This is a genomic window from Actinomadura fulvescens (assembly GCF_039533225.1).
Lineage (GTDB): Bacteria > Actinomycetota > Actinomycetes > Streptosporangiales > Streptosporangiaceae > Spirillospora > Spirillospora fulvescens.
In genome coordinates this window covers 186,975-213,895 of sequence record NZ_BAAATD010000007.1, presented here as the reverse complement: position 1 = coordinate 213,895, position 26,921 = coordinate 186,975, and the positions used below count along the sequence as shown (strand labels likewise).

The window sequence follows — 26,921 nt, the reverse complement described above, 5'->3', positions numbered from 1 at the left end:
CAGACGGGCTAAACGCTCTTCTGGTACGAGCGGAACGTGGCGACCGAGACGACCACGCAGACCACCGCGAGCGCCAGGAGCCCGCCGAGCCGGACGGCCACCTCACCCCAGGCCGGATCGGCGCCGAGCGCCGAGCGGCCGGCGCGGACCGCCCAGTCGAGCGGGTTCCAGGCGGCGACGTGCCGCAGCCAGGCGGGCATGAGCCGGGTCGGCATGAACGCCGACGACAGGAACGTGACCGGCAGCATGAAGGCGATGTAGATCCCGATGATGGCCTCGCGCTGCCGCAACAGCATGCCCGCCGCGTTCGACAGCGAGCCGAACACGATGCCGACCAGGACGGCCGCCACCACGACCGTGGCGCACCCCGCGAGACCGCCCGGCAGCTCGGCGCCCGCGAGGAGACCGAGGAGCAGGATGATGACCGACTGGAGCGCGGTCGTGACGGCCTGCTCCACCACGTTCGCGTTCATCAGCGCGACGCGGCTGGCCGGGGAGACCAGGAAGCGGTTGAGCGTGCCGCGGTCGATCTCGTCCAGCGTGCCCATGCCCGCGAACATGTTGGCGTTCATCGCGTTCATGGCGATGACGCCCGGGATCAGGTAGTCGAGGTACGAGCCGCCGCCGAAGCCCGGGATCTCGACGACCCGCTCGAACAGCTGGCCGAACAGGAACAGCCAGATCGCCGGCTGGAAGACGTTGCCCACGATGACGAACGGCTGCCGGGCGATGGCGTGCAGCCGGCGTCCGCTGAGGTACCAGGTGTGCGTGAGGGCCGAGGTCATCATCGGGTGGCCCCCTCGGCGGCGAGTTCCCCGGCGTCGGCGTCACCGTAGCGGCGTCCGGTGAGGCGCAGGTAGACGTCGTCGAGCGACGGGCGGGCGACGGTCACCGAGGCGGCGGGCGCGCCCGCCGCCTGGAGCACGGCGAGGATGCCGGGCACGGCCGAGGCGCCGTCGTCGCTCCGGGCGCTGATGGCGTCGCCGGCGACGACGACGTCCCGGATGCCCGGCAGATCTCCCAGGGCCGAACGGGCGGCGGCGGGGTCGGTCTCCGCCGCCAGCTCCAGGTGGACGACGTCGCCGCGCAGCGCGCCCTTGAGCTCGTCGGGCGAGCCCTCGGCGACGACGCGGCCGTGGTCGACGATGGCGATGCGGCCCGCGAGCCGGTCGGCCTCGTCGAGGTAGTGGGTGGTCAGCAGGACGGTCATGCCGTCCTCCCCGGCGAGACGGGAGATCTCCGCCCACATCGCGGCGCGCGCCTCCGGGTCGAGCCCGGTGGTCGGCTCGTCGAGGAAGAGCACCTCGGGCCGGTGCACCAGCCCGAGAGCCACGTCCAGGCGGCGCTGCATGCCGCCGGAGTAGGTCTTCACCAGCCGCCCGGCCGCGTCGGTCAGGCCGAAGCGGGCGAGCAGCTCGTCGGCGCGGGACGGCGCGGCCGCGCCGAGCCCGTACAGGCGTCCCTGCAGGACGAGGTTCTCGCGGCCGGTGGCTCCGGGATCGGTGCCCGAACGCTGCGCGACGACGCCGATCACGCGTCGGACCCGGTCGGGGCGCCGGAGCACGTCGACGCCCTCGACGGCAGCCGTGCCCGCGTCGGGACGGGCGAGCGTCGTGAGGATCTTGATCGTGGTGGACTTGCCGGCGCCGTTCGGGCCGAGGAGCCCGAAGACGGTTCCGCGCGGGACGGTGACGTCGAGCCCGTCGAGGGCCCGGACGCCGTCCTTGTCACCGCGTACGGCATAGGTCTTGACGAGGCCGCGCGCCTCGATGGCGGCTGAGGATGGCATGGCTCTGCCCCTGCTCCGTTCGATGGTGTGGGTACATCGAGCCACCGGTGGAGGACGCCCCCGGATAGTCTGGAGCGGCACGCCATCGGATGAGCTCGGTGGTGTCGCGGCCCCGGCGCGGTGCTCGGATCTTGGCGGAGATGTGCGCCGTGCCGGGGGATTTCTGGTCTATGCGGGGGTTCGCGTCAGGCGGAGTCCTCGCTTTCCTGGTCGAGCGGCGTCTGACCGGCACCGTCCAGCTCCTGGTCGGCCCTGAACCAGTCGGCCTGCCGCATCTCGGCGGGCACCTCGCCCGTCTCGTGCCAGGCGCGCCAGATGGCGAGCCCGTCGAAGGAGCCGTCGGCCAGCTCGGTGACCATGGCGCGCACCCAGCCGGCCTCGGCCTGCTTGAGCGCCAGGGCGTACTCGCTTTCCAGGAGGAAGAGCCGCGGCATGCCCTGTGCGACCATGAGGTCGGCCAGCGCGGCACGGGCCGCGGCCATCTCCTTCTCCAGGACGCGCAGCCGTTCGGAGAGCAGGCCGGCGGCCTCGTCCGGGGACAGCACGATCACCAGGGAGAGCGCCGCCTCGAACAGCGGATACTCCTTGGCGGGCGTGCGGACCAGCTCGCGCAGGCGCTCGACCAGCTCGGCCCGGCCGGCGGCGGTGATCCGGTAGACGGTGCGCTCCGGGCGCCGCCCGGCCCGCGCCGTTCCCTCGGCCTCGACGAGCCCGCGGTCGGCGAGGTTCTGGACGACGGTGTAGAGCGACCCGTACCGGATCTTGATGCTCTGGTCCTTGCCGCGGTGCTTGAGCCGCTGCGCGATCTCGTACGGATGCATCGGCCGCTCGACCAGCGTGGACAACACGGCGAGGGCCAGCGGGCTCGTGCTCGTACGTCGTCCCGGCATCGTTCCGTCCATCCGTACTCGTATATTCGTCCACGAATATACGATGGGACGGCGCGGCCCGGCAAGCCTCCCGGCGGGGTGGCTCAGCGGTTCCCTTCGACCATGTCGGCGGCCTTGCGCGCAGCGATCAGCACGGGATCCCAGACGGGCGCGAAGGGCGGAGCGTAGCCCAGGTCGAGCCCGCTCATCTCCTCGACGGTCATGCGGTTCCAGAGCGCGATGGCCAGGCCGTCGATGCGCTTGGCGGCGTTCTCCTCGCCCACGATCTGCGCGCCGAGCAGGCGGCCGGACCGCCTTTCGGCGATGAGCTTGGTCTTCATCGGCGTGGCGCCCGGGTAGTAGCCGGCCCGCGTCGTCGACTCCACCACCACGCTCAGCGCCTCGAACCCGGCCGCGGCGGCCTCGGCCTCGTTCAGCCCGGTACGGGCGACCTCCACATGGCAGATCTTCGACACGGCCGTGCCGACGACACCGGGGAACGTCGCGTACCCGCCGCCGAGGTTGCGCCCCGCGACGCGGCCCTGCTTGTTGGCGTGCGTGCCGAGCGCGATCGCCACCCGCTCCCCCGACACCAGGTGGCGTGTCTCGACGCAGTCCCCGGCGGCCCACACGCCCTCCGTGCGGGTGCGCATGCGGCGGTCGGTGACGATCCCGCCGGTCGGGCCGACCTCGATTCCGGCGTCCTTCGCCAGCTCGCTGGCCGGCCGCACTCCCAGGCCGAGGACGACGAGGTCGGCGTCGAGGGTGCGGTCCGGCGTGACGACCGCCCGGACACGGCCGCCGGAGGTCTCGAACGCGTCGACCCGTTCCCCCAGGTAGAGGCTGACACCGACACCGCGGAGCGCGTCGGCGACGAGCGCGCCCATGTCGGGGTCCAGGGTCCGCATCGGCTGCGGCGCGCCGTCGACCAGGCTGACCTCCAGCCCCGCCTGAACGAGCGCCTCGGCCATCTCCAGCCCGATGTATCCGCCGCCGACCACGACCGCGCGCCGCGGCCTGCCCTCGTCCAGGGCACGGCGGATCGCGATCCCGTCGTCCAGGACCTGGACGCCGTACACGCCCTCGGCGTCCGCCCCCGGCAGCCGGGGCCGGCGCGGGACGGCGCCGGTGGCGACCAGCAGCTGGTCGAAGCCCTCCCAGCGTTCGGCTCCGCCGTCGAGGTCATGGACGCGCACGGCCCGCCGGTCGAGATCGATCGCGGTGACCTCGTGCCGCGTGCGGACGTCGATGTGCTGCTTCGAACGGAACTCCGCGGGGGTCCGCACGACCAGGTCGTCCACGGCGGCGACGTGGCCGCCGACGAAGTAGGGGATGCCGCACGCGGAGTAGGAGGTGTGGCCGCCGCGCTCGAAGACCGCGATGTCCAGCTCGCCCGGGCCGCGCCCGCGCCGGGCCGCGGAGGCCGCGCTCATCCCCGCCGCGTCGCCCCCGATGACGACCAGCCGCTCGCGCCCGCGCGGCGCCCCGTGATCACTCATTCGATCGTCTCCCCATTGAACCGTCAACGATCTTGGTCTCCGCATCCTACGTACCCGGAAGACGGTACGCACGGCGGGCGTTGCCGGAGGCCATGAGCTCGGCCACCCGCACCGCGTCCTCCCCGGTCCACGCGCCGTCCCGCACACCGGAGCCCAGGAACGCGGCGAGCCCCCGCCGGAACAGCAGCGCGCCCAGGTGGAAGAGCTCGGCCAGCCCGAACGCGTCGGAGGAGTAGAGGACCTTCCCGAAAGGAGCCAGCTCCAGCAGTTCGGCTATCAGCGCGGGCGAACGGTGGCCGAGGTTGTGGGTGGCGAGCCCGGCGTCCACGAACACGTTCGGGAAGACCTGCGCGAGATACCCGGCCTGCCGGTGGAACGGGTAGTTGTGGAGCAGCATCACCGGCACGCCCGTCGGCGCCACCGTCCGGAGCAGGCTCGTGAGCAGCAGCGGGTCCCCGCGCCGCAGATCGGCGTCGGCGTCCCCGTACCCGACGTGGAACTGCACCGGCAGCCCCTCGTCGACCGAGCACCAGACCAGGAAACGGTGCAGGACCTCGTCCGACACGCGCGGCGGCGCGCTGCGGCCCGCCATGGCACGCTCGGCCTCGCGCAGCAGCCGTCCGGCGGCCGCGGTGACGTCGGCCGCCGCCGGCCGCTCCCCCGCCAGCTCCAGGCCCGCCCGGTAGGCGGCGATCGACTTGCAGCCGGCGACGTCCCGCGAGCGTGCCTTCGCGTTCAGCCGCGACCGCACCTCGCCCGCGAAGGCCGCCGCGCCGACGCCGTCCGCGACCGCGTCCTCGGCGAGCCGTTCCAGCCGCACGATCTCGTAGGAACGGGCGCCGGCCAGCCGGCCGAGAGCCGGGGGCTCCAGCAGGGCCTGGGGCGTGAAGCCGGTATCGACGCAGAGGACGTCGAGGGCGGCCGCCGCGAGGAACCGCCGGTTGACCTCGTCCGCGCCCAGCTCCGCGCGGCGCGCCAGGTAGGCGCCGGGTGAGGCGTGCGCGGGCAGGCCGAGCACAGGCGCGCACCAACGGCGCACGGCGAAGCCGGCCTGCGTGTCCCACATGCTTCCGCGCAGCTCGATGCCCGCCTCGTCCACCTCGTCCGCCTCGGTGAGCAGGGCTTCGAACTCCGCGGGCCCGAGGTCGCGATCGAGCACTCCGTGGCAGTGGTGGTCGACCAGCCGCAGTGCTTCCAGCCGTTCCAGCATCACGCCTTCTCCTCCGTGAAACGGGGCGGTCGTCTCCGTACGATGCCCGTACCGAAGGATTACCCAACGCGATCACCAGCGGGGAGCGCACATGGAGACCAGCCTGGACGTCCAGCCCGTCCTGGACGCCGGCGAGCGCGCCGGTCGCGGTGCGCGGGCCGCGGAGCTGGCGAAGGACCTGGACCGCGGTGACGTCGTCGCGGTCGCCATGACCTGGGTCGACGTCAGCGGCATCACCCGCACCAAGGCGGTGCCGGTGGCGCGTCTGGAGCACGCGGCCTCGTGGGGCGTCGGCATGTCGCCGGTCTTCGACGTCTTCCTGCTCGACGACTCGATCGTCTCCGGCCGGTACGTGGGCGGGCCCACCGGCGACCTGCGCCTGCACCCCGATCTCGACCGTCTCGTCCCGCTGGCGGCGTTGCCGGGATGGGCGTGGGCCCCGGCCGACCGGTTCACCCAGGAGGGCGCCGAGTATCCCGTGGACGCACGGGCGACGCTGCGGCGCGAGGTCGCCCGGCTCGCCGGACAGGGATTCTCGGTCCGCGCCGCGTTCGAGATCGAATGGGCGGTGTCGGACGGCGACGACGAGAGCGGCGGGGACGGGGAGGACTTCACCCCCGCGTGCAACGGGCCCGCGTACGGGATGACGCGCATCTCCGAACTGTCGGGCTATCTGCGGGACCTGCTCAAGGCGCTCGCGGCGTCCGGCGTCTCCGTCGACCAGATCCATCCCGAGTACGCCGAGGGGCAGCTGGAGCTCTCGGTCGCCGCGGCGGATCCGGTCGGCGCGGCCGACACCGCCGTACTGGTACGGGAGACGATCCGCGCGGTGTCGTTCGAACACGGGCTGGCCGCGTCGTTCTCCCCCAAGGTGCTCGCGGGGTCGGTCGGCAACGGCGGGCACGTCCACCTGAGCCTGTGGCGGGACGACCCCGCGGAGGGGCCGGTCAACCTGATGTCGGGCGGCGACGGCCCGTACGGCATGAGCGCGGCGGGCGAGGCGTTCGCCGCGGGCATCCTGGACCACCTGCCCGCGCTGCTCGCCGTGGGCGCTCCGTCCGTCGCCAGTTACCTGCGGCTCGTGCCGTCCCACTGGGCCGGGGCGTTCGCCTGCTGGGGCCTGGAAAACCGGGAGGCAGCGCTGCGCTTCGTCACCGGTGCGCTGGGCGAACGCGCCTCGGCCGCCAATCTGGAGGTCAAGCCCTTCGACTCCTCCGCCAACCCGTACCTCGCCCTGGCCGGGCTGCTCGCCGCCGGGCGCGCGGGCATCGCCGGCGAGGCGGCCCTGCCCGCGCCGGTCGACGTCGACCCGGCCACGCTCGATCCCGGGGAACGCGCCGATCTGGGCATCAGCGCGCTGCCGTCCTCGCTGGCCGAGTCGGTCGCGGCCTTCGAGTCCGACCCGGTGCTCCCGGTCGCCTTCGGCGAAGCGCTCAGCGACACGATCGCCACCGTGCGGCGCGGCGAGCTCGCCCTGTTCGAGGGCGCGTCGCCGGAGGAGATCGCCGCGACCACCCGCTGGCGCCACTGACCCGGAGCGCGGATCAGAACGTGATCAACGGGTCGCCCGCGAAGTCGGCGACGAAGTTCACGAAGAAGAACCCGAAGAACAGGAAGTTGAGCACCAGGACCACGTGGTGCCACAGCCTCGGCCGGGCGGCGCGCGGCAGCCTGGTGTTGAGGTACATGAGCATGAACGGGTAGATCAGGGCGCCGAGGTTGACCATGTTCGCCGACCACTGCACCAGGCTCACCGGCAGCGCCAGATGCAGGATGACCGAGATGATCACCAGCAGGACCAGCATGAACGGGTAGTAGAAGCGGCGCGGATCGCCTTCCAGCAGCGCCCGCAACCGCGGGCTGGTGGCGTGGGCGGCGTCGGTCGTCACCCGGACCATCGCCTCGAAGATGCCGAGCTGGGTGGAGAAGAGGATCAGCACGCCCAGCAGCAGCGCGGCGTAGAAGAGCCACCGGCCGTACTCCTCGTCGAGGGCCGCCGCCACGAAGGTCGGCACGTTCGCCTGCGTCGGCCGCGTGCCGGACAGCTCGACCGCGCGCGCCATCAGGATCGTGGGCAGCAGCATGCCGAGCATGGCGCCGACGAAGAAGATGCCCCACATGTCCGTGCGCAGCAGCCGGTACCAGCGCTTCCACAGCGCCGCGTTCTTCTCGTCGTCGGGGAAGGTCACGCCGCTGTCCAGCAGCTTCACCCGCTCACCGCGGAGCCCGGAGATGAACCCGGTGCGGTGTCCCATCCCGTAGCCCTTGTCGCGGTAGTGGCCCATCACGTACCAGTTGAGCCCGGACGCGAGCGCGGTGAACCCGGCGAGCCCGCCGAGCTCGGTCGCGGTGATGCCGTCGGGCGGCGCCGCCGGGGTGACGAAGCCCTTGATGCCCTCCCACCAGCCGCTGAACGGGACGATGAACAGGTCGATGAGCAGCAGGGCGGCGAGGATCGTGCCGACCATCAGCCAGTTGGCCAGCTCCAGCGCGCGGGAGATCCGGCGGGCGGCGGCGGTGATGAGGAAGACGACCACCAGCAGCGCGATCGCCCAGAGCCGCGGCTCCTCGGCGTCCTTGCCGGGCACCTCGCCGTGCACGAGCGCGTACATCCCCTGCCCGGCGGAGGCGGCCCAGCCACCGGCGATGAACGCGAAGATGACGACGAAGACCGACAGCGGCACCCACAGGAACCAGCCGGGCGGGACGCGGCCCCAGCCGACGACGGGCGCCTCGCCGGTCGCGACCACGTACCGGGAACACTCGATGTTGTAGAGCGTCTGCAGGACGGCCGAGACGACGATGATCCAGCCGACGCCCTCGAAGCCGTACTTGCCGACCGCCTGCGGGCCGAGGAGCCATTCGCCGCTGCCGACCGAGATCCCCAGCGCGATCAGGCTCGGGCCGAGGGCGTACCGGAACAGCTCCTTCGGGCCGATCCGGCGTACGCCGAACACCTCCTCGGGGGTGGGGAGGTCGGCGACGGTCAGGTCGGGACGGCTGACGCCGAGGGGACGGGTCGCGGGAGCCGCCGGGACATCGGGGGTGGGGTCGGCCATGGATCGCCTCCCAGTCGTACCGGCCCCCGAATCGATCGGTCACCCGGATGATCCGTCAGGGGGACGGCCGCGACAACCCCCCGGCGGAGACGATCTGACCGAGGTCGTAGGGCTGGAAGCGCAGCTGCACCTCGCCGCACGCACAGCGCGTGTAGGTGACGACGCCGTCCGAGGTCAGGTGCCTCGACAGCACTTGGTAGGTCTCGTCCTCGGGCCAGCCGCACCGCGGGCAGTCGTCCACCGTGATCCCGTCGCTTCTCCCGGGCGCCCTGCCGGGGTGTAAGGGGTAAACTTGTGTAAGAGCCGTACATACATTAACACTTACGATCGTTCGTATGTGGGATAGTCGGGGCGATGGCAACGCAGATCACCGGATACAAGAGCAAGGCCGTGGCCGCGGCGGTCGCTTTGGTGAACGCGGTCACCACGGCGGAGGGCGACGACAGCGAGGACGCCCTGCGCGAGATCCTGCGCGCCAACGAGTTCTTCTGGCGGCAACTGGAGTCCGGCGACGTCGAGGCGCTCCGCGAGTGGGGCCGGACGCTGCGGCCGTTCTTCGAGGCCGAGGAGCTCGTGGACGCCGCGGAGCTGCTCAACGGCCTGATGCTGCGCATCCCGATGCATCCGCACATCTCCAACCACGAGCCGCACGGCGTGCACATGCACTACGCGCCGCCGTCGTCGCGGCTGCCGGACCGCTTCCGGGCGGCGACCCTCATGAAGCTCTCGGAGCTGGTCTGCCAGTACGGGCTCGGCCGTACGGGTGTGTGCGCGGCGGACGGGTGCGACAACGTCTACGCCGACACGTCCAAGGCGGGGCGGCGGCGCTTCTGCTCGGAGGCGTGCGCCAACCGCACCAACGTCGCCGCCTTCCGCGCCCGCAAGCGCACCGTCCCGGACAAGGCCGGCCAGGAGCCGGGCACCAGCCACGGCTGACGGCGCGCTCGCGGACTCGCGGACGCGGACTCGCGGACGCGGACTCGCGGACGCGGACTCGCGGACGTGGCGAGCAAGGCGGCGGTTGGTAGGCGAGCGAGCCGGGGCTCAGCTCTCGTGGTCGTGCTCGGCGTGGAGGGTCCTCGCGCCGGGCAGCTCGGGCCCGCGCAGCGGGATCTTGTCCGCGGCGGCCGGGTCGATGCCGTCCAGCCGCCGGTACGCGGCGGCCCTCGCGAGATCGACCATCGACACGTACGCGGTGTGGACCTGGAAGCGCTGCCGCTCGGGCGGCAGGTCGCTCAGCTCGACGAGCAGCGAGGCGCCGCCGAGGATGCCGTAGGCGTTGCGGGCGATGCCCTCGTAGTCGCCGCCGGGATACTGGGAGACGACCGCGCCGGCGCGGGTGAACGACTTGTAGACGCGGACGCCGACCTGCTTGGACCGGCGCAGCGCGCCCGCCGGGACGGTGGTATTGGTCGGCCACAGGATCGACGTGGTGATCTCCCGGCCGTCCGGCGGCGGGAACGCGTACCGGCCCTGCATGTGGTAGTCGACCATGATCGACGGCCGGAACCGGTCGAACGTCCGGCGGATCGCGGCCGCCTCGGGCACCGGGTTGTCGGCGGGGCGCATCGAGGGGTTGTGGTAGCGGTTGATGTCGTAGCCCTTGCCCGGCTCGCCGTACTCCGGTTTGGCGTCCGGGTCGTAGTTGTAGCGCCACTGCCGCTGGTGCCCGTCGGGGTTGGCGCGCACCAGGATGCCGAGCGTGATCTTCGAACGCACGCGGCGGGCGTCACGGTCGTTGCGGACGCCGAGCGCGGTGAGGGCCTTCAGCGCCGACTCCGTGCCGAGGGGCTCGTCGCCGTGCTGCTGCGTCACGTACATCAGCCGCTTGGACCCGCTGCCGAGCGTGGCGAACCACAGCGGGCGGCCCTCGTTGCTCCTGCCGACGCTGCGGACGCGGACCCGGCCGTGGCTCGCGCGTTCGATCCGCTTCAGGGCCTTGGCCAGCTCGGCATTGGTGTGGAGCCGTACGCCGCCGTTGCGGTCCGCCGCCGCCCGCTGAGGTGCGGTCGCCGCGCCGGACGCGGCTGATGCGGCGGGGGCGGCAGGCGCGGCGGAGGACGCGGCGTGGGCCGGGGCGGCGAAGCCCCCGGCGGTGAGCGCGAACGCGGCGAGGCCGGCGAGAGGACGGGCCGTACGGCCCGGGAGCGAGGTCACGAGCTGCCTCCATTGGCATCGGTGACGGCCGGGTCTCCCCCGCGCGACCCGTTGATCATCTCGATCGGACGCTATCCGATCGCACTGCCGTTTGGCGACGCCCCCATCCCTTTAATTGCCTTTTGTGCCGTTCAGGAGCCGGGCGTGATTTGTATGCGATTTGGCTGCGGTGGCGGAAGGGTCCGCGTAGGCGAAGGGCCGCGTAGGCGAAGGGCCGCGTAGGCGAAGGGCCGCCCGGCTAGGGGCGGCCCTTCGATCGTTCACGCTTCGGGCGTGTGGAACGCTCAGAACGTGGTCTTCAGGATGTCGATGCCGCGGTTGTGGTCGACGACGTAGACGTACTTGCCGTGGTAGTAGGCGGCCCAGGTGCGGGCGTCGTCCGGCCGGAAGTAGGCCACCTGCTTGATGTTGGTCGGGTCGCGGACGTCGAGGAACCGCGTGCCCTGGTGGTAGAACGCCTGGGCGAGAATGCCGTTCTTGACGTCGAAGTAGTGCGCCGAGCAGCTGTCCTTGATGGGGTTGGGATCGCTGCCTTCCTTGCCCGCGGCGCCCCAGGTGCCGAGCGTGCGGAGGCGGAAGGGGTTCTGCGGCGTGGAGCGCCAGCCCTGGCCGTTGTAGGAGCCCTTCAGGGAAGCGATGACCAGGAGCCCGTCGGCGCTGCATCCGTCGTTGAAGGTCTCCTCGGTGACGAGGATGGTCTGCCCGTAACCCCACTTGCGCGGGTCCGGGCCCTGGTCGGCGGTGCGGCCGATCGGGCGGAAGCTGTTGTGCATGAACGAGGAGAAGACGGTCGCCTCGTCGATGCCGCCGCCCGCGTACGGGACCGGGTTCCAGGGGGTCGCCAGACGGCGCCTCTTCAGCACCGGGTCGTAGCGGTAGCCGTAGGTGTAGTAGCCGCGTACACCACCGCGTCCGGACGCCCAGGCGATGCCCTTGGCGTCGATCTGGATGTCGTGGGTGTAGTCGGTCTTGCCGTCGTTGCGGCCGGTGTCGATCGGGTTCTTGAAGACCTTCGGCTTGCGCGGGTTGCGCACGTCGGTCACCCAGACAGGACGGCCGCCCCAGTCGGCGGGCATCCAGCTGGCCTTGGCCGGGCCTCCGGTCCACAGGTACTTGCAGTCATTGATGCAAGAGGTGGTGTGGCCCGCCGGGAGGACCTGGTAGGCGAGCTGCCTGAGGTTCTCGGGCTTGGAGACGTCGATGATGTACACGCCCGATTCGCCGACCGTCACGTCGGCGCCGAACGCGCGCGGGTCCCGGGACAGGTAGATGATCTTGCGCTTGTGGTCGGCCTCGGTGTCCTCGCCCTGCCAGAAGCCGGGGAGGTCAAAGCTGCCGACGAGCTTGGGGCTGCGCGGGTCGGCGGACACGTCGTAGGCCTTGAGCCCGAACCGGCCGCTGATGAACATGATCGTGCGCTTGTGCCGGCCCCGGCCGTAGTCGATGAACTCCAGGGAGGTGCCCTCCTTGGCACCCGGCACGGTCCCCACCCGTTCGACGCCCTTGACGGCGTCGGTGCCCTTGGTGGACGTCCCGGCCTTCTCGGGGGCCGGGCCGTGTCCCGCGTGGGTGTTGAGGTCGCGTCCCTCCCCGGCGGACTGCGCAGCTCCCGTCTTCGAGGTGCCCGAGTCGGGCGGGCACGCCCATGCGGTCCCTGCGGCCAGCACCACGGCGGTCGCCACGGCGACGCTGCCGGAGAAGACACGCCTCGTACGATATCGGTGCAACATTCGTGCCTCCAGGTCACGCGGATGTCACCCAGGCCAGTCTGAACTGGGCGATCAAGGTGATCAAGGGGCTAAGTGTCACAAGGAAAGCCGTCCCCGCATGTGAGCAGATGACTGAAGGCCCGCCCCCAGGGGGTGGGACGGCCCCGCGTTCGGCCCTGCCGGGCCATGGCCGCATTGGGCCGCCGACGGGCTCGTGGCCTTCGGCGGCGGTGGTGCCGTACGCTCACCGGCGTGAAGAGCAGCACCCGTACCGCCGCACTGCTCACCGGGGCCGTGGTGATGCTCGTGAGCCCGGTCGTCGCCATGAGAGCCCTCAGCGATCCGGCCGATCCGCGGATCTCGGTCGGCGCGGCGCCCGCCGCCACCCTCGTGCCCGGCGATGTCCGGGACGGCACGGGCCGCATGATCGCCGCTGCCGTCTGGACCGGCCTGGTCGCGTACGACCCTCGTACGGGCGTGCCCGTGAACGCCGCCGCCGAGTCCGTCACGAGCGACGACCGCAAGGTCTGGACCGTCCGGCTGAAGGCGGGCGGCCGGTTCCACGACGGCTCGCCGGTCACCGCCCGCTCGTTCACCGGCGCGTGGGGCGCCGTGCTGCGCGAGGGATGGGCCGGGGCGCGGCTGTTCACCGAGGTGGCGCGCGTCAAGGGTGCCAAGGTGAAGCGGGAACGGGTGGCCGGGCTCAAGGTCGTCGACGACCGTACGTTCGAGGTCACCCTCGACCGGCCGCTGAACGGGTTCCCCGCGCTGCTGGGCGACCCCGCGTTCGCGCCGATGCCGGACTCCGTGCTGGCCTCGCGCGACTGGGCCTCGTACGGGAGACGGCCGATCGGCAACGGCCCGTACCGCGTGCGCGCCCACGACCAGCGCGAGACCGTCCTCGACCGCGCCGGCGCCCGCACGATCGTGGTGAAGGCGATGCCGGACGCGGCGGCACAGTACGCGGCGGCGCAGGCGGGCGACCTCGACCTGGCCACGGCGGTGCCGCCGAACCGGCACGAGTCGATGGAGGCCGACTTCCGCCGCCGGCACCTCATCGTTCCCGGCCGGGCCATGACGTACCTGGCGTTCCCTCAGTGGGAGAAGCGCCTCACGAATCCGACGATCCGGCAGGCCATGTCCATGGCGATCGACCGGAAGGCGGTCTCGGAGGGCCCCCTCGGTTACCAGACGAGCCCCGCCAACGCCCTGGTCCCGCCGGGAGTGCTGCCCGGCCGCCGCGACGAGGGCCAGTGCCGTCCGTGCGTCCACGACCCGGCGGCCTCCGCCGCCACGTTCACCGGCGCCGGCGGGCTCAGCGGGCCGCTGCCGATCTGGTACGAGGCGGGCGCGGGCGACGACGCATGGGTGAAGGCCGTCGCGGACCAACTGCGCAAGCAGCTGAAGCTCGACGCCCGGCCCAAGGCGGTGCCCGCGGCAGAGCTCCGGTCGGCGCTGGAGGATCGCAAGGTCGACGGGCCGTTCGTCTTCAAGGCGGCCCCCGCCTACCCCGCTCCTATCGCGGCCCTGACACCGCTGTTGGACGCGCGCACCGGCTATGCCGAGGACTACATCCTCGACCTCATCGGCGATGCCGAAGGGGCGGCCACGCCGGACGAGGCCGTGACACCCGCGCGGCTGGCGGAGACCGCCCTGCTACGCGACATGCCCGCGGTGCCGCTGTGGAGCCTCCACGACCACCTGGTCTGGTCGGAACGCCTTCGCGGCGTCACCGCCGACGCCTTCACCGGCGTCCGCCTGGACCGCCTGACGATCAGAGACTGACCGCCTGGCGCGGCCGGCGTCACGCCAGCCAGTGGGCAAGCGCGGTGAAACGGCGGCCCGCACCCGCCGTGCGCACCGCGACGGCGAGAGCGCGCCGGGAGCCGACCAGGACCACGAGCTTCTTGGCGCGGGTGATGCCGGTGTAGAGGAGGTTGCGCCGCAGCATCATCCACGCGTTCGTCGTCAAGGGCACGACCACGGCCGGGTACTCGCTGCCCTGCGACCGATGGATCGTGATGGCGTACGCGTGCGTGAGCTCGTCGAGCTCGTCGAAGCCGTAGTCGACGAGCTCGTCCTCGTCCGTCCTCACCGTCAGCGTGTGCTCCTCGGCGGAGACGGCCGTGACCACGCCAACGGTGCCGTTGAAGACCCCCGCCTCGCCCTTGTCGTAGTTGTTGCGCAGCTGCGTGACCTTGTCACCGACCCGGAAGACGCGCCCTCCGAACCGCTTTTCCGGACCCTCTTCCTTCGTCAGCGCGTCCTGCAGAAGCCCGTTGAGCGATCCCGCCCCGGCCGGACCCCGATGCATGGGGGTCAGCACCTGCACGTCGCGCCGCGGGTCGAGCCCGAATTTGCGCGGGATCCGGTTGACGACGACGTCCACGGTGAGCTCCGCGGTCTCCTCGGCGTCGTCGCTGGGGAAGAGGAAGAAGTCCTTGAACGCGCGTGGGTGTTCGCCCCGGTTGACGCGGTGGGCGTTCACGACGATGCCCGACTCCTGGGCCTGCCGGAAGACCTTCGTGAGCCTGACCCGCGGGACGACCTCCGAGTTGAGCAGGTCGGCGAGCACCTCCCCGGCGCCCACCGAAGGCAGCTGGTCGACGTCGCCGACCAGGAGCAGATGAGCACCCCGTGGAATCGCCTTCACCAGCTTGTTGGCGAGGACGAGATCGACCATCGAGCTCTCGTCCACCACGACCAGGTCGGCGTCCAGGGGTTTGTCGTGGTCGTATTTGGCGTCGCCGCCGGGCTGCAGCTGGAGCAGCCGATGAATCGTCGCCGCCTCGTGCCCGGTGAGCTCCGCCAGCCTCTTGGCGGCCCGCCCGGTGGGCGCCACAAGTACGATCTTCGCCTTCTTGGCCGCGGCGAGCTCCACGACGGACCGCACGGTGAAGCTCTTGCCGCAGCCGGGCCCGCCGGTGAGCACGGCGACCTTGGAGGTCAGCGCGAGCCTGACCGCCGCCTCCTGCTCAGCGGCCAGCTCGGTGCCGGTGCGCCGCCTGAGCCAGGCGAGCGCCTTGCCCCAGTCAACGTCCTTGAACGCCCCAAGCCGGTCATCGCGGGCGTCCAGCAACTCCCGCACCCCCCGAGCCAACGACCGCTCAGCCCGATAGAACGGGAGAAGGTAAACAGCCGGAACCGTCACCTCCCCCTCAGAAAACGCCCGCTTCCCAGACGCTCTCTCCACAGACACGCCCCCCGCAGGCAAGCGGCCTGCCGACACGCGCTCCGCAGACACCCGCCCAGACGACGCCCGCTCAAACGACGTGCATTCAAGCGACGCGCCGTCCGACGACGTCCGCTCAGACGACGTCCGCTCAGACGACGTGCGGTCAGACGACGTGCGGTCAGACGACGTGCGGTCAGACGGCGCCCCCTCAGGCGACGTGCGGTCAGACGACGCCCGCTCAGGCAACGCCCGCTCAGGCAACGCCCGCTCAGGCAACGCCCGCTCAAACGACGTCCGGCCCAGTGACGTCCGCTCAGACGACGTGCCGTCCGGCGACGTCCGCTCAGACGACGTGCGGTCAGATGACGTGCGGTCAAGCGACGTGCGGTCAAGCGACGTGCGCTCAGACGACGTGCGGCCCGGCGACGTCCGCTCAAGCGACGTCAGCTCAGACGATGTGCGGCCTGGCGACGTGCGCTCCGGCGACGTGCGCTCCGGGGACGTGCGGTCTGGGGCTGGGACGGAGTCGACGGTTGGCGTAGGTCTGTCACCGTTCGCCGTGAGGGGCGCTGGTATCGCCGGGCCTTGCTCCGGTGTGCCACTGGAGGGTGCGGCAGCAGTGTCGGCGTCTTCGAGTACGGGGATGCCGGCGCGGTCGGCGGTCGGTATGGAGACGCGCTCGCGGATGACCCGGCCCTCTTCTGCGAGGGTGTCGAGGGCGGGGGCGATCAGGCTGCGGGGGACCGTGAGGATCTTCTCGGCGTCGGTGATGAGGTTGGGCTCCGGCAGGAAGCAGTGCCCGGCGTCGGCCGCTTCGGACAGGGTGTATTGCAGGCCCGCCATGATGCGCTCGGGGCTGTCGTGGGGAATGCCGACGGCCTGCGCGATGGTGTCGGCCGTTTTGAACCCGATGCCCCAGACGTCCGCGGCCAGCCTGTAGGGCTCGCGGCGCACCGTGTCGATCGAGGCGTCGCCGTACTGTTTGTAGACGCGGACGGCGAGGGAGGTCGACACGCCGACTCCCTGTAGGAAGACCATGACCTCCTTGATGGCCTTCTGCTCTTCCCAGGCGTCGGCGATCCGCTGGGTGCGCTTGCGGCCGAGGCCGCGCACCTCGACCAGGCGTTCCGGCTCCTCCTCGATGATCCGCAGGATGTCGAGCCCGAAGTGCTCCACCATCCGGTCGGCCATGACCGGGCCGATGCCTTTGATCATCCCTGAGCCGAGATAGCGCCGGATCCCCTGCACGGTGGCCGGAAGGACGGTGGTGTAGGACTCGACCTCGAACTGCCGCCCGTACTTCGCGTGGGACCGCCAGCGGCCCTGGAGCCTCAGGCTCTCTCCGACCTGGGCTCCGAGCAGCGCACCGACGACGGTCAGCAGGTCGCGCCCCGTCTGCTCGGTGGCGACGCGCGCGACGGTGTAGCCGGTGTCCTCGTTGACATAGGTCACGCGTTCGAGGACGGCCTCCAGCACCGCCGGTTTCGGGGTCATGGATCCATGATGTCGGCTCCGCGCCGAGGCATCCAAGCCAACTGAAATCTGTGGACAACGCCGCGACGGAGTTATCCACAGATCAGCCGGACTCTGGAATTCAGCCGGCCGGCGAGCCCACGATTGCCTTCCCGAACGAAGAAAGGGGCACCGAATGCATGGCGCAATGCCCGGGCTCGGGCTGAGCACCCTCGTTTACGGCGCGGTCTGGCTCGCCACCACCGGCGGCCGCGCGCTCCTCCGCCTGAGGGGGCGGCGATGACCACCGTGACCATCATCGTTCCGGCGCACAACGAGGAGCGGGGGCTGCCCGCGACGCTGGAGTCCCTGCTCAGGCAGACCGCGCCGGCCGAGGAAATCATCGTCGTGGACGACGGCTCGTCCGACCGCACCGGAGAGGTCGCCAGATCGTACGGCGTCACCGTGCTGCGCCCCGAGCACAATCTCGGCAGCAAGGCGCGCGCGCAAAACCATGCCCTTCCCCACTGCCAGACCGACTTAGTGGTGGCCGTCGACGCCGATACCGTCCTGGCACCCGACTACGTCGAACGCCTGAAACCCGCGTTCGACGATCCCGACGTCGTGATCGCGGCGGGCAACGTGCAGACACGCTTCACCCGTACGATCTGGGAACGCGGCCGTTCGATCGAGTACCTCTTCGGCTTTCATTTCCATCGGCCCATTCAGGCCGGGGCGGCGAGCCCGATGGTCTGCTCCGGCTGCTGCTCGGCGTTCCGCCGCGAGACCCTCGTCGCGTTCGGCGGATTTCCGGAGCGGACGATCGTCGAGGACATGGACGTCACCTGGTCCTGGCAGATCGGCGGTCGTAAGGCGGTCTACGTCTCCGACGCGGTGGCCTGGGCGGCCGACCCCGAGACCCTCACCTACCTTCGCAAGCAGGTGTGGCGCTGGATGGCCGGGTTCTTCCAGAACGTACGCCTGCACCTTCGCCCGATGGCGAGACGCAAGCCCATGCTCGCCCTGTGGGTCGTTCTGGCCGTCCTCGAAATCCTCCTCGCCCCGCTGTGGTGGACGACCCCGCTGGTCCTCACCCTTGTCTGGCAGCTCCCGGCGGCCGAGACCCTCGCCTGGTGGCTCGGCGCTGAGCTGCTGCTCTTCATTCCAACACTGGTGTACGCGGCGCACCGCCGAAGACTCTCCGTCCTCCGCGTACTGGCCAACATCCCGTTCGCATATCCGACGAGGGCCGTCAACACGTACTACGCCTGGAAGGGCCTGCTGGTCGAGCTGATCCTCGTTCCCCTGGGCCTGGCCAAAACCCTCACCGTCTACGAGAAGGGCAGAGCAACCTAAGCCTCAGCCAAAGCAATCCCCCGGACCAGCAAGGCCCGGGGGAACGCCTTGGCGACAGCCATAGCCTCATCGAGGAGGGGCACCGTGGCCGGTTCCGGTAGGCGATCTGGATCTCGACGTGATCGCGACGTACGGTCCGGGCGCACGCGCATCACGAGTGCCAGGAGGTTTCGCTGATGTTCCGTTCCCGCTCCCTGGCGCTGGCGACCGGTGTCGCCACCGCCCTGACTCTGGTCTCCGCTCCCCCGGCGGCCTCCGCCGTTTCCATCCCGGGCTTCACCGCCGACAACGCGCAACGGCAGCGGCAACTGGAGAGGCTGTTCAGCGCCATACCGTCCGGCGAGAAGGGCCGGCGGCTCGACGCGGAGCTGGCGAGTGAACCAGGGCTCGCCACAACGACCGGCGACCGGCGCCGCGTCGCACGTATCGTCCGGGAGCTCCGTTCCTACGGGCTCAAGCCCGAGGTGAAGACGTACTACACCTACCTGTCGCTGCCTGACCGGCTCAAGGTCGAGATGACGGCGCCGAGCCGGAAGGTGCTGCCCATCAAGGAGAAGCGGCGTCCCTGGCAGCAGCACTGGAAGGACGTCATCCCGGGCCACAACGGTCTGTCGCCGTCGGGTAAGGCCGAGGGCGAGGTCGTGTACGTCAACTACGGGCGGCCACAGGACTTCGAGCTCCTCGCCAAGAAGGGCATCTCGGTCAAGGGCAAGATAGCCCTCGCCCGCTACGGCCAGGTCTTCCGAGGCGTCAAGCCACGCGAGGCCGCCAAGTACGGGGCCAAGGGCGTGCTCATCTACTCCGACCCGGCCGACGACGGCTTCACCCGGGGCAAGGTCTATCCGCAGGGTCCCTGGCGGGCGGCGGACGGCATCCAGCGGGGCAGCGTCGCGCAGATCATGCTCGCCGCGGGTGACCCGCTCACGCCGGGCTGGGTCGCGACCAAGAACGCTCGCCGGCTCAAGCCGTCCGAGGCTCCGATGCTGCGCGGGCTCGTGCCCACGACGCCGATCTCGTACGGCGCGGCGGAGCCGTTGCTGCGCGGCCTCAAGGGCGATCAGGTGCCCAAAGAGTGGCAGGGCGGGCTGCCGTTCGCCTACAGATTCGGCCCGGGCGGCACGCGGGTGCGCCTGGACGTACGGCACGACTACAAGATCAAGCCGATCTGGGACGTGACCGTGCGGATTCCCGGCAAGGAGCGACCCGACCAGGAGGTCATCCTCGGCGCCCACCACGACTCCTGGACGTACGGCAGCGTCGACAACCTGTCCGGCACCGAGAACGTCCTGCAGATCGGACGTGCCCTGGGGCAGCTGCTCAAGAAGGGATGGCGCCCCAAGCGCACGATCGTTCTCGCCACGTGGGACGGCGAGGAGTACGGCATCTACGGCTCGACCGAGTACGCCGAGGAACGCGGCAGGCAACTCCGCAACGCCGTGGCGTACGTCAACATGGACGGCGCCGGCGGCTCAGAATTCGGTGCCTCGGCGACACCCGCCCTCGACCAGTCGGTCATCGACGCCACCAAGGAAGTGCGCTGGCCCCGCACCGGCAAATCCCTGTACGAAGTCTGGAAACAGCAGAACAACGGCAAGACACCCATCGAACGCATCGGCGGCGGCTCCGACTTCCAGCCGTTCTTCCAGCGCTTCGGCGTACCGGCGATGGACCTGGGCTCAGCCAGCCCCGGGACGGCCGGGAGCTACCACTGCGCGTGCGACGACTTCTACTGGACGAGCCGCTTCGGCGATCCGTCCTTCGAATACCACGCGGCCATGTCGCGGCTGGTCGGGATCGCCGTCCTCCGCCTCGCCAATGCCGATGTCGTCGCCATGCGCTACCAGCCGTACGCGTCGGAGACCGCGACCTACCTGAGTGACTTCACCGAGCAGCAACGGCGGAAGTACGGGCGAGTCGTAGTCGACGTCTCCCGTGACATCGCGCAGGCCAAGGCGTGGCAGCGGGCCGCCCAGGCGCTCCAGGCCCGCGCCGACGCCGCGCTCCGCACCGGCGACACCGCCGCGTTCCGCCGCCTCAACGACAAGATCATGCAAGCCGAACGCGACCTGCTCACCCGGGTGGGCCTGCCGGGCCGCCCCTGGTACCGGCACCAGATCTACGCCCCCGGCATCGACACCGGCTACGCGACCCAACGCCTGCCCGCCCTCAACGACGCACTGATCCTCAACAACGACATCCGAACGGCCAAAACCTACGAAGCCCACCTCTACACAAGCCTCCGCGCCGCCACCCGAACCCTGACCCCCTAAAACCCCACTCCAGGCGGCCTGCGCCGCAGCACCCCAAACTGCTGCGGCGCAGGCCACCCCCAACACAAGCCACCACAAACCGCAACGGCCTCACCGTGCCGCCCCCACCACAACCCCCATACAGCGGCACCAGCCGCTCCCCAATGCAGGCCGCTTCCCAACGCAAGCCACCGCGCCACCACAGGCCGCGCTGGCGCCCGCGGCAGCGGGCCACCGCGCCGTCACCGCCGCAGCACTCCCATGCTGCGGCTGGCTGGCGCCTGTGGCACAGGCGCAGTGCCGTCGAGTGGATCGTGTTGTCGCTTCGGTCCCGGAGGGGCCTGTCCGGCGATACGGACGGACGGCGGCGTGGCCTGGGCGCGGTGTGGGGCTGTGCTGCCGACTTTGCGTGAGTGGTTGTGGATCGGGCGGCGTGTGCTGCCGGGGGGTACTTCGGGCCTTTACGGCTGGTTCGGGCATTCGTCCGGCGCCGGGATGGGGGTGGTCAGTGGTGGGCTTTGGCCATGGCCTGGAGGGTCTCGTGGGCGCTGTGGCGCGGGGTCCAGCCGAGGTCGCGCCGGGCCTTGGCGGTGTCCACGATCATCTTGTGCCGGACGGCGTGGATCCATTCGGCTTGGGAGGGCACGAGCGGCAGGAGCTTGATCAGCTCGGCGGTCAGTGTTATCAGGTCGGCGGGGACGGGGACCGTGTAGGCGCCGATGGCCCGGGCCAGGTCGCCGACGGTCAGCTCGCCGTCGGCGGCCAGGTTGTACGCGCCGGGCGGGCCGTCTCCCGCGACGGCGGCGGCCAGCGCGGCGGCCACATCGTCATGGTGAACGAGCTGGAAGCGCACCCCGGGATCGGGAAGGACCGGACGCAGGCCGGGCACCGCGCCGAGGAGGCGGCGGAGCGGATCGGGGGCCTGTTCCCACGGCAGGTTGCGGAGGAGGAGGGTCGCCTCAGGGCCCGCGACGATGCAGGGACGCAGGACGAAGACGTCCAGGTCCTTGGTGGTCTCGGCGAGGAGGTGCTCGCATGCGGCCTTCTGCGCGGAGTAGTAGTGCGCGTCCGACCCCCGGGGCGGTACGTCCTCGGTCAGCGGCACCGGGTTGTCGGCGTGGTAGCCGTACGCGGCGACGGACGAGGTGTAGACGAGACGCGACGGCCGTTCGGCGGCCTGGGTCGCCTCGAAGACGTTGCGGGTGCCGGCCAGGTTGACCCGTTCGCTTTCCTGGTGGGAGCCCATGATGATGAACGCCAGGTGCAGCACCACGTCGGCCTGCGCCACCAGCGCGTCCACGGCGGAACGATCCTGGATGTCGCCCTGGTGGTAGGTGGTCTTCCGCCAGCCCCGGCTGGCCGGGTCGAACGGCCTGCGCGCCATTCCGACGATCCGTTCGACCCGATCGTCGTCCTCGAGCGCGCGTACCGCCGCCGTGCCGATCTCACCGGTCGGCCCGGTCACCGCAACCGTCAGTCCCATGGGTTCTCCTCGCGTCGGCCGGGATGTGCCCGCAGTCTGACGCGCCACACGCAGGCGGCCGGAACGGTCAGCGTTGACCAGGGGTCTCGCCCGCCGAGATCTCCATCACACCGGTTTCGGTCACGAGCGCGCTCACCAAACGGGCGGGCGTGACGTCGAACGCCGGGTTGTGGGCGCGGGAGCCGGCCGGTGCCGCCCGGACGTCGCCCCAGCCGAGAATCTCCTCCGCCGCGCGTTCCTCGATGGGGATGTCGGCGCCGGAGGCCGTCGCGAGGTCGATCGTGCTCCAGGGAGCGGCGACCATGAAGGGGATGCCCGCGTCGGCGCAGGCCAGCGCCAGCCCGACCGAGCCGATCTTGTTGGCGGTGTCGCCGTTGGCGGCGATCCGGTCGGCGCCGATGATCGCGACGTCGACGAGGCCGCGCAGTACGGTGCTGGCCGCGGCCCCGTCCGCCTGGACGAAGTGCGGGATGCCGAGGCGGTCGAGTTCCCAGGCGGTGAGGCGCGAGCCCTGGAGGAGCGGCCTGGTCTCGTCGGCGTAGACGACGTCGAGCCTGTCGCGGGTGTGCAGTTCGCGGACGATGCCGAACGCGGTCCCCCAGCCCGCGGTGGCGAGCGCTCCGGTGTTGCAGTGGGTGATCACACGGAGGGGCCGGTCGCTGGATCGTTCCAGCAGCCAGTCGGCGCCGAACGCGCCGATGGCCCGGTTGCCGCGCACGTCCTCGTCGAGCAGGGCCTTCGCCTCGGCGACCACGGCGTCCAGGCTCTCGGCCATGAACGGGATCACCCGGTCCACGCCCGCCGCGAGGTTGACCGCCGTCGGCCGGGCATCCCGGACCCGTTCGACGGCCGCCGCCAGGGCCGTCCCGTCCCAGCCCTCCCGTGCGGCCTGGATCATGGCGATCGCCACGCCGAACGCGCCCGCCACGCCGATCGCCGGGGCGCCTCGTACGGACAACCGCTGGATCGCGCCGACGAGTCCCTCGACGTCGCGAATGTCGAGGTACTCCAGCCGTCCGGGGAGCCGGGTCTGGTCGACGAGCCGCAGCCCCTCCCCCGTCCACTCGACCGCACGCACGTCGTCCGCCATGACCGCAGCATACGAATCCCACCACACTCCGCCCCCGTCGCGGCGAAGCACGACTGGAGGGATGCGTTGTTACCAAAGAACGATTTGCGTCGGCGCGGATTGTCATGTCCGGAAGGCCTGTTCACCATGAACGTCCGGCTTTTGCAATGAACGCGGCGCAATTCGGTGTTCCAGCCCTAAGGTGGTGCGATGCGCAGGCGATCTTGGCTCATCGTCGGGACGGTGCTCGTCGCCGGTGGTGCCGCCGCCGGGATCATGGCGTGGCCGGACCCGAGGCCGCCGTCGGTCGACGGGCGACTGCGCACCCAACTGGTCCCGCTGATCCAGGCCCACCTTGAGACCAAGGCCGACCTCGGCGGCGCCCTGAACGACCAGCCCGAACTGAAGAGCCGATGGCTGTGCGACCTCGAACTGATCGAGACCGAACGGCGCGGTCCCGACCTGCTGACCGGTGTTTACACAGCCTGCCAGGAGTTCGCCAGGATGGGCCCCTCGCTCCTGGCCGGGACCGGCTTTGTCTCACCGATGCGGATCACGGTTCGCTCAGGAGCGGTCGCGTCGGTCGAAAAGCCCTTGGACGGAGCCGGATTCGGGCCCACGGTGAGCCGCATGTTCAGCAAAGCGGGCGAACGCAGGGTCTTCGACTTCATCGGCTCGGGCGGCCCGTTCGAACGCGACGGCCTCTCCCAGCGCGCCCGCCGCAGCTTCGGGCTCCCTGGCAACGCCCCCGTCCGCGACCACCCCTAGCGGCCACAGGAGCACCCCACCGGCCGAGACCGGCAGCCCGGCTGCCGTGGCCCGCGGACCGCCGCCCGCCGAGGGCGGCAAGGAAACGGGTGAACGACTGTCGGCGCGCCACTCGCCGCGGGCGGCAAGGAGCCGGGTGAACGACTGTCGCGCGCCGCCCGCCGACGGCAGTAAGGAGCCGGGTGAACGGCTGCGTGTCGGCGCCGCTCAACTCGGTGCCGGTGAGGCACGTGATGTATATGGGCGAGACCGGATACACCGACCATCCAACGAGGGAAGCGGATACCGCTCTTGACGGCGGCGTTCAGCGAGCAGCTTCCGTCGTGGTTCGGCCGTCCGGTGGTCTGCCCGCCCCACCACTCACAAGATCATCCCAAGGTGGGTTTTGGGCGGCTGCGAAGATGTAGCCGAACTGGACAACCTGTAGACGAACCGCGAAGATCGCCCGTCGCAACGCTCACGAGCTCGAACCGGGCGCCGGTCGAGCGGCCCGACTGCCCTGGCACCCCCAAGCCGGGGGGTGATCATGTTTCTTCGGATCGGCCGGATTCCCTTGTGCCACAGGGCGATCGGGCACCTCGCACCGGGCGATCCGCTCCCTCTTGTCCAGGCTGTGACCTGCAACAACTTGACATGTTCGAACTTGTGTTCGAGATTGTAGGAGGGCTCGAAGCGACGTCGTAGGGAGGCACTGTGGCGGACGCGGCGCTGGCCAAGGCCACGCTAGCGAACGCGACGGCCCTGGAAGGCCTCGGGCTCGACACCGCCTCCCGGCTCGACCTCGTGCCGGTCCTTCCGGCCCTGCGTCCGGTGGTCTCCGGGCTCCGGCCCGGGTCGGTCGTGGGGCTGGCGGGGATGGGCGCGGCCTCCCTCGGGCTCGCGCTCGTGGCGGGCGTCTCCCGGCACGGCGGGGAGAACGGGACGGGAGGGTGGTGCGCGGTGGTCGGGATGCCTGAGTTCGGTATCGCCGCCGCCGTGGGGATGGGCGCCGAGCCCGAACGGCTGCTTCTGGTGGACGAGCCGGACGGACGCTGGCCCGACGTGGTCGCCGCGTTGATCGAGGCGGTCGATCTCGTTCTGGTCCGGCCGCCCGAGCCGCCCGGCTCCGCCCCCGTACGGCGCCTGTCGGCGCTCGCGCGCAAGCACGGCTGCGTGCTCACCGTCACCGGGCACGACTGGCCGGGCACCGCGGTCCGGCTGCGGGTCGACCAGGCCGAATGGATCGGCCTCGGCGAGGGGCACGGCCGGTTGCGCGGGCGCCGCGCGCAGATCGTCGCCGAAGGGCGCGGGGCCCCGGGCACGGGCCGTCGTACCTGGGTGTGGCTGCCCGGCCCCGACGGCGGAGTGACCACCTACGAGCCCGCGTCCACCGGCGGCCATCTGCATCCGGTCGAGCTGCGAGCCAACGGCGTGACAAGCGAGCTGCGCCCAGGCAGCACCGCAAGCGACCCGCCCGGCGACGGCGGGGGGCGGCCGGTATTGGAGGTCGTGCGTGAGCCGGAGGCGGAGGGCGCATGAGCCGGACGTTGGTGGTGTGGTGTCCGGACTGGCCCGTGACGGCGGCCGGGGTGGAGGCGGCCACGGCCGGGGCCGTGGTCGTGCAAGGCCAGGTCGCGGCGTGCACGGCGGCGGCACGGGCCGTGGGCGTACGGCGGGGGCAGCGGATCAGGGATGCCCAGCGGCGCTGCCCTGACCTGGTCGTGCGTGAGCGTGACACCGACGCTGAGGGGCGGTTGTTCGAGACGGTCGTGGACGCGGTGGCGGCGCTGACGCCCAAGGTGGAGGTCGTCCGGCCGGGGCTGTGCGCGATCGCCGCCCGGGGCGCGGCGCGCTTCTACGGCGGGGAGGAGTCGCTGCGGGTGATGGTGCAGGACGCGGTGGTCGAGGCCGGGTTCGACTGCGGCGCGGGCATCGCGGACGGCCTGTTCGCCGCCGAGCTCGCCGCCCGCACCGAGGACGGCGGGACGGTCGTTCCGCAGGGCGGGGCGGCGGCTTTCCTGGCTCCCTATCCGCTGTCGGTCCTGGGCCGGCCGGAGCTCGCCGACCTGCTCAACCGGCTGGGCGTGCGGACGCTGGGCGCGTTCGCGGCGTTGCCGTCCGGGCATGTGGCGGGGCGGTTCGGCGCCGATGGCGCGCTGGCCCAGCGGCTCGCCAGGGGCGAGGAGCCGCGGCCGCTGGCGCCGGGGCGTTCGGCCGTGGACCTGTCCGTGCGGGACGAGTTCGACCCGCCCGCCGCGCAGGCCGAGCAGGTGGTGTTCGCGGCCAAGCGCCTGGCCGGTGAGCTGCACGAGGGTCTCGGCGCGGGCGGGCTGACCTGCGTCCGGCTCGCGGTGGAGATCGGCTTCGCGGACGGGCAGGTGCTGGAACGGCTGTGGCGGCACGACGGGCTGCTGTCCACGCTGGCGATCGCCGAACGGGTGCGGTGGCAGCTGTCGGCGTGGCGGTCGGAACGGCCCACGCCGGGCACGGACGCCGACGGCATCGAGCTTCCCGGGGACGAGCAGGCGGTGTGGGGCGGCGTCGCGTGGCTGGAGCTGACCCCCGACCAGCTCGTTCCGGACGAGGGCAGGCAGCAGGCGCTCTGGGGACAGAGTTCGGTGACCGACAGGATCGCCCGGGCCGCCGACCGGATCCAGGCGCTGCTCGGCCACCGCGGGATCACGCGTCCGGTGGTGACCGGCGGGCGGGGGCCGGGCGAGCGGGTGACGAAGGTGCCGGTCGGTGATCTGGTGCCCGGCGGCGTCCCGGACGGCCCGTGGCCGGGCGCGATTCCCGCGCCCGCGCCCGCCTGCGTGCCGCCGGTGTCCCTGGCCGCGCGGGTCACCGACGCGGCGGGCACTCCGGTGGTGGTCTCCGCGCGCTGCACCGTGTCGGCGCCGCCCGCGCTCGTCTCGTTCGGCGGCGGACCGGCCGCCGCGGTGACCTCCTGGACCGGTCCGTGGCCGGTGGACGAACGCTGGTGGGACCCCGCCCGCGCGCGGCGGCGCGCGCGTTTCCAGGTGGTGACCGATGACGGCCGCGCGTTCCTGCTGGCCGTGGAGGGCGGCCGCTGGCAGGTGGAGGCGGCCTATGACTGA

The 26,921-nt window shown here is 71.4% G+C and carries 20 protein-coding genes; 8 read left to right on the top strand and 12 right to left on the bottom strand.

Annotation, left to right across the window (positions count from 1 at the left end):
- Positions 1 to 8: 8 nt before the first annotated feature.
- From ABD333_RS25965 to ABD333_RS25945, 5 genes are all read right to left on the bottom strand, one after another.
- Positions 9 to 788, bottom strand: coding sequence for an ABC transporter permease (locus ABD333_RS25965; RefSeq protein WP_344545005.1), 780 nt, complete (start codon positions 786 to 788; stop codon positions 9 to 11).
- A complete protein-coding gene (locus tag ABD333_RS25960) occupies positions 785 to 1,789 on the bottom strand; it encodes an ATP-binding cassette domain-containing protein (protein ID WP_344545003.1) in 1,005 nt (334 codons plus the stop codon). Before ABD333_RS25960 ends, ABD333_RS25965 begins: the two co-directional genes overlap by 4 nt.
- A gap of 185 nt (positions 1,790 to 1,974) precedes the next feature.
- Positions 1,975 to 2,691 (bottom strand): PadR family transcriptional regulator, encoded by a 717-nt coding sequence (locus tag ABD333_RS25955; protein WP_344545001.1) that lies wholly within the window; start codon positions 2,689 to 2,691, stop codon positions 1,975 to 1,977.
- A 71-nt stretch (positions 2,692 to 2,762) separates the two neighbouring features.
- The gene (locus ABD333_RS25950; RefSeq protein ID WP_344545000.1) at positions 2,763 to 4,157 is read right to left on the bottom strand and encodes an FAD-dependent oxidoreductase; all 1,395 of its coding nucleotides are present in this window, start codon (positions 4,155 to 4,157) and stop codon (positions 2,763 to 2,765) included.
- 46 nt (positions 4,158 to 4,203) lie between these two features.
- Positions 4,204 to 5,367, bottom strand: a complete 1,164-nt coding sequence (locus ABD333_RS25945) for an amidohydrolase family protein (protein WP_344545403.1) — start codon at positions 5,365 to 5,367, stop codon at positions 4,204 to 4,206.
- 91 nt (positions 5,368 to 5,458) lie between these two features.
- On the opposite strand from ABD333_RS25945, the gene ABD333_RS25940 reads away from it, so the two are divergent.
- Positions 5,459 to 6,898, top strand: coding sequence for a type I glutamate--ammonia ligase (locus ABD333_RS25940; RefSeq protein ID WP_344544998.1), 1,440 nt, complete (start codon positions 5,459 to 5,461; stop codon positions 6,896 to 6,898).
- Positions 6,899 to 6,911: 13 nt separating this feature from the next.
- Here ABD333_RS25940 and ABD333_RS25935 read toward each other — a convergent pair whose 3' ends face one another.
- Together ABD333_RS25935 and ABD333_RS25930 are read right to left on the bottom strand one after the other, a co-directional pair.
- Positions 6,912 to 8,426 carry an Nramp family divalent metal transporter gene (locus tag ABD333_RS25935; RefSeq protein WP_344544996.1) on the bottom strand — a complete coding sequence of 505 codons (1,515 nt, stop codon included), beginning with the start codon at positions 8,424 to 8,426 and terminating at the stop codon, positions 6,912 to 6,914.
- Between the two features lie 55 nt (positions 8,427 to 8,481).
- The gene (locus tag ABD333_RS25930; RefSeq protein WP_344544994.1) at positions 8,482 to 8,667 is read right to left on the bottom strand and encodes a hypothetical protein; all 186 of its coding nucleotides are present in this window, start codon (positions 8,665 to 8,667) and stop codon (positions 8,482 to 8,484) included.
- Between the two features lie 113 nt (positions 8,668 to 8,780).
- On the opposite strand from ABD333_RS25930, the gene ABD333_RS25925 reads away from it, so the two are divergent.
- Positions 8,781 to 9,362: a CGNR zinc finger domain-containing protein gene (locus ABD333_RS25925; protein WP_344544992.1), complete on the top strand. Its 582-nt coding sequence runs from the start codon at positions 8,781 to 8,783 to the stop codon at positions 9,360 to 9,362.
- A 108-nt stretch (positions 9,363 to 9,470) separates the two neighbouring features.
- Here ABD333_RS25925 and ABD333_RS25920 read toward each other — a convergent pair whose 3' ends face one another.
- Positions 9,471 to 10,583, bottom strand: a complete 1,113-nt coding sequence (locus tag ABD333_RS25920) for a M14 family zinc carboxypeptidase (RefSeq protein WP_344544991.1) — start codon at positions 10,581 to 10,583, stop codon at positions 9,471 to 9,473.
- A 284-nt stretch (positions 10,584 to 10,867) separates the two neighbouring features.
- Positions 10,868 to 12,313 (bottom strand): LVIVD repeat-containing protein, encoded by a 1,446-nt coding sequence (locus ABD333_RS25915; RefSeq protein ID WP_344544989.1) that lies wholly within the window; start codon positions 12,311 to 12,313, stop codon positions 10,868 to 10,870.
- Between the two features lie 231 nt (positions 12,314 to 12,544).
- Between ABD333_RS25915 and ABD333_RS25910 the strand changes: the two genes are divergently transcribed.
- Positions 12,545 to 14,077 (top strand): peptide ABC transporter substrate-binding protein, encoded by a 1,533-nt coding sequence (locus tag ABD333_RS25910; RefSeq protein ID WP_344544987.1) that lies wholly within the window; start codon positions 12,545 to 12,547, stop codon positions 14,075 to 14,077.
- Positions 14,078 to 14,096: 19 nt separating this feature from the next.
- Here the strand turns inward: ABD333_RS25910 and recD2 are convergent, their stop codons facing one another.
- On the bottom strand, positions 14,097 to 16,961 hold the full coding sequence (recD2, locus tag ABD333_RS25905) for an SF1B family DNA helicase RecD2 (protein ID WP_344544986.1): 2,865 nt from the start codon (positions 16,959 to 16,961) through the stop codon (positions 14,097 to 14,099).
- Between the two features lie 258 nt (positions 16,962 to 17,219).
- Between recD2 and ABD333_RS25900 the strand changes: the two genes are divergently transcribed.
- Positions 17,220 to 18,275 carry a glycosyltransferase family 2 protein gene (locus ABD333_RS25900; protein ID WP_344544985.1) on the top strand — a complete coding sequence of 352 codons (1,056 nt, stop codon included), beginning with the start codon at positions 17,220 to 17,222 and terminating at the stop codon, positions 18,273 to 18,275.
- A gap of 176 nt (positions 18,276 to 18,451) precedes the next feature.
- The gene (locus ABD333_RS25895) at positions 18,452 to 20,545 is read left to right on the top strand and encodes a M28 family peptidase (RefSeq protein WP_344544983.1); all 2,094 of its coding nucleotides are present in this window, start codon (positions 18,452 to 18,454) and stop codon (positions 20,543 to 20,545) included.
- Positions 20,546 to 21,029: 484 nt separating this feature from the next.
- On the opposite strand, the gene ABD333_RS25890 is transcribed toward ABD333_RS25895, so the two are convergent.
- Positions 21,030 to 22,007, bottom strand: coding sequence for an NAD-dependent epimerase/dehydratase family protein (locus ABD333_RS25890; RefSeq protein ID WP_344544982.1), 978 nt, complete (start codon positions 22,005 to 22,007; stop codon positions 21,030 to 21,032).
- Between the two features lie 67 nt (positions 22,008 to 22,074).
- Entirely contained in the window at positions 22,075 to 23,097 is a 1,023-nt protein-coding gene (gene mtnA / locus ABD333_RS25885; RefSeq protein WP_344544980.1) for an S-methyl-5-thioribose-1-phosphate isomerase, read from the bottom strand.
- A 189-nt stretch (positions 23,098 to 23,286) separates the two neighbouring features.
- On the opposite strand from mtnA, the gene ABD333_RS25880 reads away from it, so the two are divergent.
- From ABD333_RS25880 to ABD333_RS25870, 3 genes are all read left to right on the top strand, one after another.
- Positions 23,287 to 23,844, top strand: a complete 558-nt coding sequence (locus ABD333_RS25880) for a hypothetical protein (RefSeq protein ID WP_344544978.1) — start codon at positions 23,287 to 23,289, stop codon at positions 23,842 to 23,844.
- Positions 23,845 to 24,537: 693 nt separating this feature from the next.
- The gene (locus ABD333_RS25875; protein WP_344544976.1) at positions 24,538 to 25,362 is read left to right on the top strand and encodes a hypothetical protein; all 825 of its coding nucleotides are present in this window, start codon (positions 24,538 to 24,540) and stop codon (positions 25,360 to 25,362) included.
- Complete coding sequence (locus ABD333_RS25870; RefSeq protein WP_344544974.1) at positions 25,359 to 26,921, top strand: DNA polymerase Y family protein; 1,563 nt, start codon at positions 25,359 to 25,361, stop codon at positions 26,919 to 26,921. The genes ABD333_RS25875 and ABD333_RS25870 overlap by 4 nt, the downstream gene beginning before the upstream one ends.

Excerpts from the sequence above, each read along its gene's own strand:
- ABD333_RS25925 (WP_344544992.1), top strand. The coding sequence starts at position 8,781 with ATGGCAACGCAGATCACCGGATACAAGAGCAAGGCCGTGGCCGCGGCG.
- ABD333_RS25940 (WP_344544998.1), top strand. The coding sequence starts at position 5,459 with ATGGAGACCAGCCTGGACGTCCAGCCCGTCCTGGACGCCGGCGAGCGC.
- ABD333_RS25960 (WP_344545003.1), bottom strand. The coding sequence starts at position 1,789 with ATGCCATCCTCAGCCGCCATCGAGGCGCGCGGCCTCGTCAAGACCTAT.
- ABD333_RS25935 (WP_344544996.1), bottom strand. The coding sequence starts at position 8,426 with ATGGCCGACCCCACCCCCGATGTCCCGGCGGCTCCCGCGACCCGTCCC.
- recD2 (WP_344544986.1), bottom strand. The coding sequence starts at position 16,961 with ATGACCCCGAAACCGGCGGTGCTGGAGGCCGTCCTCGAACGCGTGACC.
- ABD333_RS25890 (WP_344544982.1), bottom strand. The coding sequence starts at position 22,007 with ATGGGACTGACGGTTGCGGTGACCGGGCCGACCGGTGAGATCGGCACG.
- ABD333_RS25900 (WP_344544985.1), top strand. The coding sequence starts at position 17,220 with ATGACCACCGTGACCATCATCGTTCCGGCGCACAACGAGGAGCGGGGG.
- ABD333_RS25870 (WP_344544974.1), top strand. The coding sequence starts at position 25,359 with ATGAGCCGGACGTTGGTGGTGTGGTGTCCGGACTGGCCCGTGACGGCG.
- mtnA (WP_344544980.1), bottom strand. The coding sequence starts at position 23,097 with ATGGCGGACGACGTGCGTGCGGTCGAGTGGACGGGGGAGGGGCTGCGG.
- ABD333_RS25880 (WP_344544978.1), top strand. The coding sequence starts at position 23,287 with ATGCGCAGGCGATCTTGGCTCATCGTCGGGACGGTGCTCGTCGCCGGT.
- ABD333_RS25945 (WP_344545403.1), bottom strand. The coding sequence starts at position 5,367 with ATGCTGGAACGGCTGGAAGCACTGCGGCTGGTCGACCACCACTGCCAC.
- ABD333_RS25965 (WP_344545005.1), bottom strand. The coding sequence starts at position 788 with ATGATGACCTCGGCCCTCACGCACACCTGGTACCTCAGCGGACGCCGG.
- ABD333_RS25895 (WP_344544983.1), top strand. The coding sequence starts at position 18,452 with ATGTTCCGTTCCCGCTCCCTGGCGCTGGCGACCGGTGTCGCCACCGCC.
- ABD333_RS25955 (WP_344545001.1), bottom strand. The coding sequence starts at position 2,691 with ATGGACGGAACGATGCCGGGACGACGTACGAGCACGAGCCCGCTGGCC.
- ABD333_RS25915 (WP_344544989.1), bottom strand. The coding sequence starts at position 12,313 with ATGTTGCACCGATATCGTACGAGGCGTGTCTTCTCCGGCAGCGTCGCC.
- ABD333_RS25950 (WP_344545000.1), bottom strand. The coding sequence starts at position 4,157 with ATGAGTGATCACGGGGCGCCGCGCGGGCGCGAGCGGCTGGTCGTCATC.